The sequence below is a fragment of the Coprococcus sp. TM115-187 genome, from assembly GCF_027679115.1.
GTDB classification, from domain to species: Bacteria; Bacillota; Clostridia; order Lachnospirales; family Lachnospiraceae; genus Allocoprococcus; species Allocoprococcus comes.
Genome location: NZ_JAQEKS010000001.1, coordinates 155,616 through 169,310 on the forward strand (window position 1 = coordinate 155,616; position 13,695 = coordinate 169,310).

A 13,695-nucleotide genomic window follows, 5' to 3' on the forward strand; every position below is an offset into this window, starting at 1 on the left:
CAAAAAAATCCCCACCAGACAAGACGAAATGTCTCATCCAGTGGGGTTCCCAAAATCACGCTTCCCGCTCCAGCAATGCTCGCTCTTGTGCTTTCCGTTTCCGGATCATCAGCGTGTGTGCCGTTTTTTCCTTTCTCTTTTCTCTATGGTACCGAATGCAGAGTCCGTTGACCTGCCAGCCGTCCATCAGCACCTCGACCGTTTTATTCGGATTGCATCTGCGGAATCCGATGAAAGCCATCAGTGTCCGGCTGTTGCCGGTGCTGGTCAGCTTGACTCCAAAATTCGTCGTGTAGGTGATCACATCACCGTCAACGATTCCTTCCTTGATGAATGCGAAGTAAACGCCCTTTTCAAATTCCAGAAAATCCGGAGCCTGCACTACCCGGTCTGCACTCATCTTTCTTTTTCCGCGCCGGATGTCACTCAGGATTTTGCCCCTTGCCTTGCCGCCAAAGTCACGCAGGCAGCTTCCATCTGTATCCAGTCCATTGACATTCAGCTTCATGCCGGCCTTGTTGATTTCGGGCAGGGCTTCCAGACAGCGGATGAAAAAGTCGTAGTTGTGCTTCATCTCCGAAAGAAGCTGTTCTTCCTGGCTGAGTTGCTGCCGTTCGTCCATTTTCTCATTCAAACGCTCCCGCAGATCATCCACCAGTCTTTCATAGGTATCGATCTCCGGGCTGGCTTTCTGGCGGCCACGCTCTACCGCTTCTTTCAGCCGGCCCTGCATCTGAGCCATTTTTTCCTCTAACTTCAGAATCTGCTCATCTAGTTCTGCTTTTCTGGAAGAATCCCGTTCTGCGACATGCTCCTGCACCTTCTGGTAGACCATCCGGAATTCCGAATCGATCCATGCGTTCTCCCCGTTTTCTTCATGGTCGCGCTTGATGGCGTACAACATTTCCATGAAGCTCTGCTTGACCGCCGTCTCGTATACAAAATGGGAAGGGCACTTTGCATCTCCTTCGCCAATATAAATCGGATGCCAGGCAACATCCGGGTCTGCTTTTCCCATAAATGGCCCATCGTTGGTCGGTGAGGTATCTTTTAGACTTGAGCACCGCCAAACGGGATAGGTGTAATAATACCGTTCATAGTAGTCATCCGGCGAACTCCCCTGTGCCAACAGCTCACTGCGGCAGGCATCCAGGCACCTGTCATCCTCGAAGTGTGTGGCTCTTGCCTGCAGGGTTCTGCGGTAAAAGGGGGCTCCGCATTTTCCGCATACCAGGTTATCAAAGACATCCTTGCCCACTCGTTTTTCCCGCTTTTCATCCTTCTTTTTCGTTCGGTTTTTCTTTCTGTGTGCCAGGATTTCCTGTGCCCGCATCCATACCGCGCGATTGATAATCGGGACATGGTGGTCCGTCACATAAAATTTCGGGGCTTCTCCATTGTTTGGAATCGTCTTGTGGCTCAGGAAATCGACGGTAACCGTTTTCTGCATTTCGCAGTCACCAACATATTTTTCATTCCGGAGGATAAAATCCACACTTTCGCTCTGCCATTTTGTCCCTTTTGATGAAGGGATTCCCTTTTCATTCAGTTCATTGCTGATTTTGTAAGAAGATTTTCCCAGAAGGAACTCATCGAAGATGAACCGCACCACCTTGGCCTGTTCTTCTACAATGACCCAGTCTTTATTCGTCTCACCGTCCGTATAACCGTAGACCGACCGTGGATTTCCAAAGGCAATCCCTTCCTGAAACCGCTTTTGAATACTCCAGCTGATATTCTTGGAGATCGAATTGCTCTCTTCCTGTGCCAATGCTGAAAGGATGGTCAGGAGCAGTTCACCAGACGCATCTAGCGTGTCGATGTTCTCCTTTTCGAAGTATACACCGATTGGCGGGTCACACTGCCGAAGCTGTCTCACGCAGTTCAGCGTATCGACCGTATTTCGTGCAAATCGGGAAATGGACTTTGTAATGATGTAATCGATCTTTCCGTCCAGCGCATCCTGCATCATCCGATTAAACTCGGTGCGGTGGTTACGGTTGGTGCCGGAGATTGCTTCATCTGCATACATTCCGGCAAAAGTCCAGCCTTCTTTTTCATTGATCAGCTTCGTGTAATAGCTTTTCTGCCCCTCATACGAAGTCTGCTGGGCAAGCTCATCGGTTGAAACACGGCCGTAAGCGGCAACCCGGATGTCCTTTGCCTTTTTCAGCTGACCGCCGGCAGACACTCTCCGCTTCGTTGCCGGAATCACCTGCACATTGTTTGCAACCGTCCCTTGTGTCATTTGTCTGTTCATCAATACTTCCTCCTTATCATGCCAGGCTGCTGATAGCCCTCAAATACGCTGTCACACTCCACTTCCGTACAGGTGTCATCAAACCAGTGGATTCTAAAATGTTTCGGTGAAAAAATGGTAACGGAAAGCACAAAGGCTTTCACATACGTTCCAACTGCTTCATCCAGAAACATCTGCGTCCCTCCCACCAGAGAATCCAGCCATTGCAGCGTTTTCTCCCGGATTTCATGGGTCTGCTCCAGCTTCTTCCAGTAATCTTCCATGTACCGGACCTGTTCGGCCTGTTGCTGGGCTTCATGTTCCAGCTTCTCCAGCTGTTCTTCTTCATTGAGAAGTCGGTTTTCTAACTCTGTGACTGCTTCTTTATCTCTCGGTTCTCCCAGCACCTCACATCGCACTTTCAATGCTTCTTTTTCCGCCTGAATATCCCGGATGTGCTGGTGGACATCCCGAATGCTATAGTTCACTGCAGACAGCTGGCGTTTCAGAAAATCCCCTTCCTGCTCCATCTGGTCGAAATCATGGATCTCTCTCAGCTTCTCAGTCAGGTTCTTTAATGCCTGATTTCTCGCATTATCAATGGGTGCTTTGGAGATCATCTGCATGACCTCATGGACTTCTGCATCCATCTTCTCACCCAGCTTGAATTTTTCGGCAAATGCTTTGCAAAGCAGCGTCTGGATCTGCTCTTCATAAATCGGTTCCATTCGGCAGCGCTTCTGTCCCTGCTGGGCGAGCTTCGTCGCACACCGCCAGATGGTTGTCCTTGTTGTGGAATGGCCTTGAAAATACCGTCCGCATTCTCCACACAGCAGGAGCTTGGAATAGTTTCTTTCGTTTCTTCCCTTTTCGATGCCCCTATACTTTGCCGTGTATGCCTTCCAGACTTCCTGTGCTTCCTGCCACAATTCTTCCGAAATGATAGCCGGATGATGATTTCGTATCAGGTATTTCGGCTTTTCCCCCTTATTGACCTTCTGTTTATGCCCATTCCTGTGATCGGTGTAGGTCTTCTGACAAAGTACGGAACCGCAGTAACGAACATTTGCAATCATGTACCGAACATCCGTTGCCGTCCACCCCCGCTTATCTTCTTCCTTTAGTGCGCCAGCTGGCAGCACAGTCGGCTTCCGCTTTTGCCGCTGTCTGCATCCGCTGTTCGGCGGCGGGATATGCAGGGCATCCAGCTTCTGGGCGATCTGTGTGAAGCTCAGCTCTTCTTTTGTAAAAAGCCGGAACACCATCCGAACAATCTCTGCTTCTTCCGGGATGATGAACACTGCCCGGTATCGGTATCCGTTCTCGTTCACTGTATACTCCCCTTTGCGGAATTCGTATCCGTAGATATCCTTGTTGCAGACATTTCCGGCCGGAAACCGTTTCTGATTGCTCCATGCAATGTTTGCTGAAATCGAACGGCTCTCTTCCTGGGCAATGGCAGCCAGCGTAGTAAGAATGAACTCGCTGTAAGCATCCGCTGTATCCATCGCTTCCCGCTCAAACAGGATCGTGACATTGTTTTCCTTTAAGGTCCGCAATGCCACAAGAAAGTCCTGCGTGTTTCGGGCAAAACGGCTGATGGACTTGCAGATCACACGGTCAATTTTCCCCTGCTTGCAGTGTCGGAGCAAACGGTTGAAACCTGTCCGTCCTTCCCTGCTTGTTGCTGAAATGCCATGATCGGAATAAATGCCGGCGGATGTCCACCCTGCATTTCCTGCCAGGAGTGACATAAAGTAGCGTTCCTGCATTTCATACGAATCTTCCTGTGCCGGATTGGTGGAGGAAACACGGATATATGCGGCGACCCGAACAGCCTTCTCTTGGCTTGCTGCTGACACCGTCGGCATTGCCGGCCGGCATTCCTGCATCACATCGGATGCGAGCTGGGAGAATTCTTCCATACTCTCCGGCTCATTCATCGGCATTTCTTTTACTGGTGCATAGCTGGTTACAGGCGGCTTCTTTTTCTCAGTCTTGACCTTTTGCATGACGGCAAGAATCTGCGCCACCGATTCACTCTGTTCTGCCTTTTTCTTTCCTTTTGCTTCCGGCAGCTTCATCTTTGACATCAAGTCATTCAGAAAAGCATTTGAATCCATATCGTCCTCTCCTTTCGTCAGATTTTCCTTCCGAAAGGAAAACGTGTGGTAATGCCACCGCCTTTTCCTATCTTCGGGTAGTGACATATTTGCTCTATCCGGCACTTATAGCAAGTGATATCCGAACTATAAATCGTAGAATATCTCCCCCTATAATCGGGCAGAACTGACGATTGCGTTGTATGTAAAAAGGCTCTCCTTTTCAGGAAAGCCCATGAAGGTCAGATACGCGCTGCGAAGTCGAGTGCAATCCAGCCTGCACCGGATTTCAGCTTGCCCCAGCCTTTCACAGAACCGGCACCAGCAGATTCTGCCACGATGGTGAACACGCCCTTTCCGGTATAATAACCGGTCTTACCGTAATTCGTGCCCGGTCCTTTACGGATGTTGAGGTCATTGATGGACACGCGAACCGCATACGGCACAGATGCAGTCTGGGTCAAAGGATAAACCGCCTTGCCGGCCGGATCGAAGACCGTATACCCTGGATTCTCATCCGCACACTGCTTCGCATAGGACAGATCATGGAACGCTCCTTTCTGGGAAGCTGCATTCTGCCAGCTCTTACGCACACGATACCAACCAGGGATGGTACTCCCCTGGTTCTGGGTTGCAACATTATACTGTGTCAGGTTCCAGCGCTCGATGATATTGCAGAGATTCTGCACATAGGTGTGGCTGGTGGCATAGCCGCCATCCTTGATGATCTGCACAGCCTTCTTGTAATCCGTGCATCCTGCCAGACCTTCATAACGTTTCCTGCTGCCATTCATCGCACCGAGCAGATATGCCGCATGGTCGGCAATGGAGTCCTCCACACAGGCGTACTTTCGGAAATCAGCGGTGATCGTGACATAGCTGCCATCGGCATTCTGCTCCTGCGTTTTCTTGGTATAGACCGACTTGCCATCCCAACTGCTGCCGCTCCAGCTGTTCCCGGAAAGCGAGGTCTTCATGCCAAAGCAGTTATTAGCATTCTGTGCTAATTCACTCTTACCGTAGCCGGACTCCAGAATAAACTGCGCCATCGACACGCAGGCAAGGATGCCGGACTGCTTCTGGTTTTCGGTAAACAATGGACCGATCTCTGCCACTGCCTCTGCTTCAGACAGGTTCTTAAGGGAAGATGCCTGCAGGCCGGATGAAGATGAACCGCCAAGTGCCGCCGTCACCCTTGCTGCCAGATCACCCAGACGGGCGTACAGCCAGTTTCCGGGACAGCTTTTGTTGGCAAACCAGCGATGAACAGTCAGGATCATCTCGTCTGCTGCCGGAGCGTAGTTGAGGGTTTTATTCTTGTCGCCCAGCCACAGGAGCTTCTTCTTGCCGTTACGTTTGCAGATATCGATGCAGAGCTTAACGAGCGAGTTATATACGGCGCTGTTCATCGCATACGGCTCATTCATGTCGCTGGCACATTCGATGGTGACTGCTCTCTGGTCATTGGAATTGCTAGACGAGCACCAGCTGCGGTTCTTCTCCTCCACGCACAGAGAAACACGGCCGTCCGTGCCAATGCCATAGTTGCAGCTGGCCTGACGGGTCGGACTGGTAAAACATCCGCAAATGCTCTCTGCAGAAAGCTGGCCTACCACGCAATGCGGCGTGATGCGGTCAATGCTGTGTGTTCTCTGCCCGGAATGGTTCGGGGAGAGTTTGGTGTAAACAACGAGTGGACTATTGGTGTATCCCATATCGATTCCTCCTAAAAAAATCGAGACCCGGATCACTCCGAGTCTCGTGCTGTGGTTATTTTGTTATTTTATAATCCCATCCGCTTCTTCTAGCATCCTACAGACGAACTTCATGGCAGACATCGGTTTTTCGCCGCCTGTCCCATTGACTTTCCACGCTACGTTTGCGATCGTAGAAATGGTGCCGAGGACACTACTCTTCTTAGCCCCTTTTTGATTTGCAACAAGCTGTATGAGCTGGCCTGGTATCAGGTTCGGCTGATGCCAGTGCAGGATGATTGCATCCCTCAGATATTCGCAGCCCTTGTAATACAATGTGATGCCATACGGTCTTAACACATCTTCTGCCATGAGCACTTCGCTCATTTTCATCACCTCAGCCCTAGTATACAGTTATGCTGTTGGGAATTGAAGTCCTAAAAAAGCGTCGAAATGCACCGTTTACGGGATCAGCAGCTTCATACCGACCCGGATGGCATTGGAAGTCAGACCGTTCAGTGCACGGATATCGGCACAACGGCTTCCATCCCCCAGTTCCTTCTCTGCAATCTTCCAGAGGTTGTCGCCCGGAACAACGGTGTAGATCTTGCTGGCGGTAAAGGCATAGGTATCCGCACTGTTGAGAACATAGGCCAGACCGCTCGTCGCTTCCGGGCATTTGATCTTCAGCCAGCCGGCACAGAACTCCACGATCTCGATCAGCGTATTCTTCTTATAGATGGTCACAACCTTTGCACTGGTATCCGGCATTTCCCGGATATTCATAAGAGTCTTGAGCTTGCCATAGGCGATCGCTGCCGGGAGTTCCTCTGCAGTCGGATACTCTTCCTTTCCGGCTTCCTCTTTCTGCTCATCCGTCACAGGGGTGTCCTTCTCTTCCGAAGATTCCTCTTCCGGTGCTTTCCCTTCCGGCTCGTCCATAACCGGCTTTTCCTCCGCTTCTTCTGCACCTGTCACCGGCACAGCCTCCTCCGGGTAGATCACATTGCCGTCATTGTCAAACACACGGCTGCCGGGATTCTCATCGCACTTGGCTTTTGCATTCGCCAGCAGACGGTATGCGCCAAGCTGGGATGCTTCATCTTCCCAGTCCTCACGCACACGGTAGTAGCCGGTCGTCAGCTTTGCGGGATATTCTTTCATACTCATGGTCCGTTCCTCCTAAATAAAATGTGGGAGAGGCTTATCGCCCCTCCCGGTTGATTACTGCTTGTCGATTTTGTCCTGATCGCGCTCGTCTTTCAGCTGTGCCAGCATCTCCTTGAGCTTCTCCGGCACCGGAAGACCGATCACTGCTGCATTCTCGAGACAGCTCAGACCCTCGTTTGCCAGATAGAAGAACACCACAGCGGTGCGGATGGCGGCTCCATTCTGGAGGATCTGTGTGTCAATGATATTGGCAATACCAACCAGCACAAAGATACATACCTTCTTGGCGATACCCTTAAAGCCAACTTCAGAAGAAAGCTCATGCTTGATTGCTGCCGCCAGCACTCCGGTGAAGTAGTCACAGACCACGAACACTACAAGTGCATACAGGAAGCCGTCAAACCCGCCGAAGAACCAGCCCAGGAAACCACCCAGGCCTGCGAACATCCATTCAATCTTGTCGATCACATTCTGCATAATTCCGTCCTTTCCGCCCGTATCCGGGCAATAAAAATAGACAGCCGAAGCTGCCCTTTGATATGGATTATATATAAAAACACGGACAAGCCGTGGGATTTGATTATCGATAGCTGGCAATCACTGCACTGGCATTGAACACTCCGATCTTCTTTGCGCCTGCCGCATTCGGATGCAGACCATCAATCAGGTAGCGGCCATTGGCATTCTTTTTCTCGTAGATGTCACAGATACCACAGCAGAAAGTATCAATGACTTCCAGAGACATCCTGCCGGCAAGAAGTTTCAGATAATCGCCTTTCGCCTTGGACTGTGCATAGCTCCGGGTCGTGATATAGCCCTGAATCGGCGTACAAATATAAATCTTCGCCGCCGGGTACAGCTGCTGAAGTTTTTCGATGCTGTACCGGAATGCTGATGCAAACGCCCTGCGGTCCAGCTCTTCGATGGCGACCATTTCATTCTCTGAAGTAAAAGAGCCTTCCATATCGCCGGAAGGAACACCATCATTCGTACCACAGGCGATCAGGATCATATCAAAGTCGGCGTAGGCAGTCACTTCCTTGTAGTGAGGGCTGGTCTTGTCCTTGCCTCGGATGAGTTTTTCCACCTGATTGCCCATGACATTGTTGTGGTTCTGATCCGGTCCGGAAAAGACCGGGTTGCCATCGTAAACGCTGTCCTCATAATCGCACCATCTGGCACTGGATACCGACAGGTTTACAAACCGCTCCGGCTGGATGATCTCATTGAAGTATCTTACCCAGCCACGCTCCGATGTGTTCAGTGCCGTGATGCTGTCTCCCAAAAACAGGATCTTCTTTCCGGTGAACGCAGATTTCTGCTTCATGACCACCTGCATATCCGTAGACACGGAACTGATCGTTTTGGAAAGGTTCTGCATATTCGCATCTGCTGTTTTGATCGCATCCGCATTTATACTGACCTTTTCCGACAAGGCAGCAAGCTCCTTTGTATTGGTGTCAGCCTGCTCATGAAGGAGGCTGTAATCTTCCCCAAAGTAGCTGCCCTTCACATTGAAGTAATGTGCCTTTACGTTGGACATGGTCATATCGTAGGTGTTGTTCTTCGTGAACACGATCTGGATATAGTCATCCTTATACCCGGCATCTTCCAGCTTTTTGGATGGGATTTCAAGCGTGATCCTCTTTGGTTTTCCATCTGTAGAAGCAATCGACCCAAGGTTTACCAGCTTTGAACCAACCACATAGTAGTGCATCAGCTGGTCGTTGCAGTAATCCATCTCGACATAGAGCTTATCAAACCGCTCCGCACGGGGAACTTTAATGCCGCCGCCATAATACCCGCTCTCATACTCCGTCAAAAAATGATGGATAGTTGCTCCTTCATCTACGATCTCCCATTTTCCTTTTGAAAAGACACAGGGCTGGAATGGAACTTCAAGGCTCTGTGACATCATCGCATCCCGTGCAAGTTTTGCCGCGCTTACACAGGCATCTGCGAGTTTATCCTTTGTAACGGTAGCATCCAGGAGTTTCTGTCCGTCCACCGATTTATCCAGAAGCATCGTGCCGGACAGTGTATGGTCGCCAAACGGCATCCTGCCATCCACCTTGAACGGAAAGTAGCCATAAGACCGTTCCGGATATTTACAGTCCACTACAAAAACGATGATATCATTCTCTTTTGGAGAATCCGACCAGTCCGCTGTCACCAACGTCCCTTCCACTGTATCGTAGGAGATATAGGTCAAAAGAGCATCCGGGTTATATGGAACCGGCTCTGGTTTCGTAAGCAGCTTATTCCCCTTCGCACCCAGATAGATAAAGTTCCCAGAAAACTCCAGCTGATGCTCTGTGGTATTCAGATTGACTGCTCCTGTATAAGAGAAAGGCATACCGTTGGCATAGAACTTATCGGCTCTGGACCGTAAGTGTGCACCAAATGAGTCATAGGTCTTCCCTGCCGAATCGACCCGCGCATCCAGAGTCTCCTTGTCCGTAGTCTTACCGGATGCAATGCTGTTCATCCTGGAATTCAGGGATGCTGCACTCTGCTGCATGGCCGTCCGTCCATCCTCCAGCTGCTTCTGTGCATCTGTCACCTTCTTCGCCAGCGTTGTGGTCGTATCACTCAGGCTGTCATTCACGTTCTGCACCGTATCCGTGAGTTTCTGGGTGACCCTTTCTTCCGTTTCGGACACATTCTTGCTGATGCGGCTTTCTGTTTCTGTCAGTTCCGTATGAACGTCCTCTGCTGTCTGAGTCAGATGATCCTCTGCCAGCCTGATCTGCTCACTAAACTGACTGCATACAGACCAGTAGTGTTCATTAAAGATTTCCGTTCCAGCCGGGACCGGCAGCTTGGAGATATAGCTGACACCAGTTTCTTGACACAGCACGATGATCAGTTCCTCGTACTCTTTTGTCTTGTCCCAGATGCCGCCATGCTTCGGGACGATGCGTCTGCCAACATACTTAGGCATAGAACACACCTCCCCTCAGCACAGAAGAGATCAGATTACTGCACAGGTCAGATAATCCGATACCCCCCCCCCGAATTTTCAGACAATTATTACGGTTCATCATAGCTTTTCCTTTCTCCGGGATATTCCCGGCATCACTTCATATCCTGTAGTGCCAGTGTATACTTGACCAACGCATACAGCTGATAGCCCCATGCGCAGTGTGCGTAGTTGTTCGGATGCCAGTTGGGGCCTCCGTACTGACCCCGACCGTATGCCATGTGCAGTACCCTGCCACTCTGTCTGCCGACCGAATCCGCAGACGCATAATCCAGTGTAGGGTAACTCTCCACGGCAGGCTGGATCAGATGCCCACTGCATACATAGACACCGTTTGCCTCATCCTGCAGTTCATCGCAGAAATACTGGTAGATGCTCACATTCTTGCTGTGAAGTCCTCCCAGCGTGATCTCAGAAGCCCGGTACTCTGGGTATTTTGCCGGGAAGTAAGTGCCGGTCTCATCAATAGACATGAGGATCACTATAATATCCGGATACTCACGCTTGATCGTTTTCACGATATCTGGGATATTGGCTTTGTACTCTGCAAGGGAACTGTTATGGTTCAGGTTGATCACCACATGGGTCGGCGTGCACAGGTCATAAGCGTTGGCATCTTTTACTTCCGTGCCTGCGGTTTCGCCGGGGATAAGCCGGGTCATGCCGTTATCCGCCAACGTCCTGTATTTATCCAGACAAGCCTTCAGTGAGAAGCCCTTCGTCTTTTCATCGTAGAACGGGTTAATATTAGATGCGCTCTCAAAAGTTGCAAGGTTCAGATCTTCTGCACTCCAGCCGCCCTTACCCATCGCATAGTTCACAACCGTCTTTCCATCCAGCTTGAACGAGGACGAGGAGCCGTAATGCTTCCCATTCACTGTTCCCGGCATGCCGACCATCAGACAGCGGTATTCGGTTTCTGCCGCTTTCGCGTCCTTGCGGTCCAGATCAAACAGGTAGCGCACCCACGACCAATAGTGGGTCGGAAGATCCGCATCTGTTTTCCCAACACCGGCCAGATACCCATCCGTCACACTGTCACCGATAACAAGGATCTTCGGGAACTGGTTCTTTCCCATACTGGCCAAGGTGCTGCGGTGCTTGAATTTGAGTTTCTGCGTCTTATAGACATCTGACACAAACGATTTCTCTACCGTCTGTTCCAGAACATCCTCCCCGCTGTTGACTGCCGTGTTGGTAAACGGTGAGTACAGGTCAAAGCGCTCCTCCATCTCCGTACCAAAACCAGCCGCTCTATTCTTCCAGCCTGTCTCAGCGATCAGATGGTCCACCCAGACTGAAACATGATAGTTTCTGGCGGTCGAAAGGTTATTGCAGACCGTATACACCGGAGCCGCCGGGACAAGGCGAAGGTCTTTCTTTTCCGGCACGGCCACCAGCTGATCCAGCCGGGCCGTCAGATTTGTCAGCTGCTTTTTCTGGTTATCCGCCTCCGTCTGCAGGGAGTTCAATTCCTGTTTCAGATCATCCAGCGGCTTATAATCCGTGTATGCTTCGTATACATACTCCGTTCCCTCAACAACGCAGAGCTTCTGTCCGGAAGAGGCCATATAGAAGAACATCACATAGGCATCGCCTTCCTGATAGGTGTACTGGTCATTGGCATCTACATAACGGAGCGCCTTCTTCGCTTTGTCAAACACGACCTGGCTGGTTACACCGTTCGTGCCGGAGCCTTTTGTCACAAGGCCTTTCTCGCTGACCGGGATATAATCCGTAGAACCATATCGGAGATTGTCTGCATGATACTGAATGATGGACGAGTGTACAAAAGCAAACCATCCCGGACGGTACCTGGAAGGGTCGAGCAGGTTCCGGCTACGGACTGCATCCAGCTTGCCGGATGCCAGGGTATCCGTGTATTCCCGCTCTTCCTTGAAAGCCTGTCCTACAATGGCGGCATCCGCAGCCATGCCGGAATAGGATAGCGTCGTATCCACCTTACCTGTACCAATCAGGATCTTGCCCATAAAGACGATCAGACGGTTTTTGTAATCATACTCCACATTCCCGGACGGTTCATTGCTGAAGAAATCGTTACGGATTTCTTTTCCGGTATTCGGGCGCACCGGATAATAGAGCACCTTGTCTGTACTGCGCACACGCAGTTTATATGCTCCTTCATCTATAAATCGGTGCAGAATCAGGGTGATCCTGTTATCTCCCTTCACTAGTTCTACCGACTGGCGGAACACCTCGCCGTCTTCCGATTCAAGCATGGCAGTCAGGGTCGTCTCCCCAATGGTTCGGAGTGTGAACTGGATTTCCTGTATAAACACACTTCGCAGAACAGTCAGCGGCACATAGTAGGTCTGGAGTACCGGGCTGCTGCCTTCCCAGATATTGCTGACACCGTCATATAAAAAGGGCAGGTTCAAACTGGTCATCGTTTCCTTTGCCAGCGCATCATCCGCACTTCGCAGTGCTTCGATCTCGACTGCCATCTTTTTCTGATTCTGTCGCTCCCTCTGAACCTGATTCCACAGCTTTGCAGACTCTCCGCACACCTTCAGGCTCAGGTCCTTCGCATAGGAGCTTGCCCGGATCTGGAATACCCCTTCCGGGATCTCCAATTCCTTTTCTTTGTACTCCTGCGGCTGTTCTGTGTCCCTAGAATCCAGAATGGATGCCACAAACGTACCATTGGCATCATAGCCTGCAACTCCAATCCAGTTGAACACCTGCCCGGTATAGTAGACCTTCTGGCAGGCGGTATCTACCGGGATCAGTGCTGTCGTCTGGACATGCTCAAACTTCTGCGTTTCTCCGTTGATCGTGTTGACTGTAATGCCTTCTGTCAGTTCGCCGGTCGCATCATAGTTTGCATCCACCTTGGATTCCTGCAGTGCATCCAGCCCTTCTTTTGCTTTCGGATAGATGGAACGGATCGCTGCTCCAAGATTTTCAAAGGTATTCCCCTCCGAATCCACTCTTGCATCAAGGACTTCTGTGTCAGAGGTTCTCCCTTTTGCAATCTGGTCCATCCGGGCATTCAGAGCCTTGTTTGTCTGTGCGACATTCTGGGCGTTCTGATTCATCTGCTGCTCTGCCGCTGCGACTTTTGCAGTCAGATCCGATTTTGCATTCTCCACACGCGCAGTCACACGGTTTTCTGTCTCGGACAGGCTGGTGTTTACCTTACTTTCTGTGCTGGAGAGACTTTCATTGATACGGCCTTCCGTGTCGGATACATTTTTGTTGATCCGGTTTTCTGTTTCCGAAAGCTCTGAGCGGATATCTTCGGCCGTCTGGGTCAGATGCTCCTCTGCCTCTGCGATCTGCTCACTATGCAGGCTGAACAGGCTCCAATACTTCTCATCACTCAGAGCCGTTCCTTTCGGCACTGGAAGATTGGAGATAAAACTGTTGCCGCTGTCTGCATCCAGTACGATCTGCAGCTCTTCATATTCTTTCCGGATGTCCCATTCGCCTGCATGTTTGGGAACGATCCGGCGGCCTGTGTATTTTGCCATATTACCCCTTTCT

General features: G+C 50.7%; 8 protein-coding genes and 1 pseudogene. All 9 read right to left on the reverse strand.

The genetic code is table 11. The features are described 5' to 3' along the window. Positions 1–55: 55 nt before the first annotated feature. Complete coding sequence (locus tag PGW42_RS00700; protein ID WP_270203376.1) at positions 56–2,260, reverse strand: recombinase family protein; 2,205 nt, start codon at positions 2,258–2,260, stop codon at positions 56–58. Further along, positions 2,260–4,362 (reverse strand): recombinase family protein, encoded by a 2,103-nt coding sequence (locus tag PGW42_RS00705; protein WP_270203377.1) that lies wholly within the window; start codon positions 4,360–4,362, stop codon positions 2,260–2,262. The genes PGW42_RS00700 and PGW42_RS00705 overlap by 1 nt, the downstream gene beginning before the upstream one ends. 221 nt (positions 4,363–4,583) lie before the next feature. Continuing rightward, positions 4,584–5,534, reverse strand: coding sequence for a glycoside hydrolase family 73 protein (locus tag PGW42_RS15855; RefSeq protein WP_330676951.1), 951 nt, complete (start codon positions 5,532–5,534; stop codon positions 4,584–4,586). A gap of 96 nt (positions 5,535–5,630) precedes the next feature. Then, a pseudogene (locus PGW42_RS16020) lies at positions 5,631–6,056 on the reverse strand (peptidoglycan recognition protein family protein); the annotation flags it as partial. A 63-nt stretch (positions 6,057–6,119) separates the two neighbouring features. Next, positions 6,120–6,422: a sporulation initiation factor Spo0A C-terminal domain-containing protein gene (locus PGW42_RS00715; RefSeq protein ID WP_270203379.1), complete on the reverse strand. Its 303-nt coding sequence runs from the start codon at positions 6,420–6,422 to the stop codon at positions 6,120–6,122. A gap of 75 nt (positions 6,423–6,497) precedes the next feature. Further along, positions 6,498–7,205: a LysM peptidoglycan-binding domain-containing protein gene (locus tag PGW42_RS00720; RefSeq protein WP_270203380.1), complete on the reverse strand. Its 708-nt coding sequence runs from the start codon at positions 7,203–7,205 to the stop codon at positions 6,498–6,500. Positions 7,206–7,259: 54 nt separating this feature from the next. Then, entirely contained in the window at positions 7,260–7,682 is a 423-nt protein-coding gene (locus PGW42_RS00725; RefSeq protein WP_107000202.1) for a phage holin family protein, read from the reverse strand. Positions 7,683–7,785: 103 nt separating this feature from the next. Beyond that, the gene (locus PGW42_RS00730; RefSeq protein WP_270203381.1) at positions 7,786–10,149 is read right to left on the reverse strand and encodes a GDSL-type esterase/lipase family protein; all 2,364 of its coding nucleotides are present in this window, start codon (positions 10,147–10,149) and stop codon (positions 7,786–7,788) included. A gap of 134 nt (positions 10,150–10,283) precedes the next feature. Next, positions 10,284–13,682, reverse strand: a complete 3,399-nt coding sequence (locus PGW42_RS00735; protein ID WP_270203382.1) for a hypothetical protein — start codon at positions 13,680–13,682, stop codon at positions 10,284–10,286. Between the last annotated feature and the right edge of the window lie 13 nt (positions 13,683–13,695).

Coding starts and splice junctions, on each gene's coding strand:
- PGW42_RS00700 (WP_270203376.1), bottom strand. CDS start 2,260: ATGAACAGACAAATGACACAAGGGACGGTTGCAAACAATGTGCAGGTG.
- PGW42_RS00705 (WP_270203377.1), bottom strand. CDS start 4,362: ATGGATTCAAATGCTTTTCTGAATGACTTGATGTCAAAGATGAAGCTG.
- PGW42_RS00715 (WP_270203379.1), bottom strand. CDS start 6,422: ATGAGCGAAGTGCTCATGGCAGAAGATGTGTTAAGACCGTATGGCATC.
- PGW42_RS00720 (WP_270203380.1), bottom strand. CDS start 7,205: ATGAGTATGAAAGAATATCCCGCAAAGCTGACGACCGGCTACTACCGT.
- PGW42_RS00725 (WP_107000202.1), bottom strand. CDS start 7,682: ATGCAGAATGTGATCGACAAGATTGAATGGATGTTCGCAGGCCTGGGT.
- PGW42_RS00730 (WP_270203381.1), bottom strand. CDS start 10,149: ATGCCTAAGTATGTTGGCAGACGCATCGTCCCGAAGCATGGCGGCATC.
- PGW42_RS00735 (WP_270203382.1), bottom strand. CDS start 13,682: ATGGCAAAATACACAGGCCGCCGGATCGTTCCCAAACATGCAGGCGAA.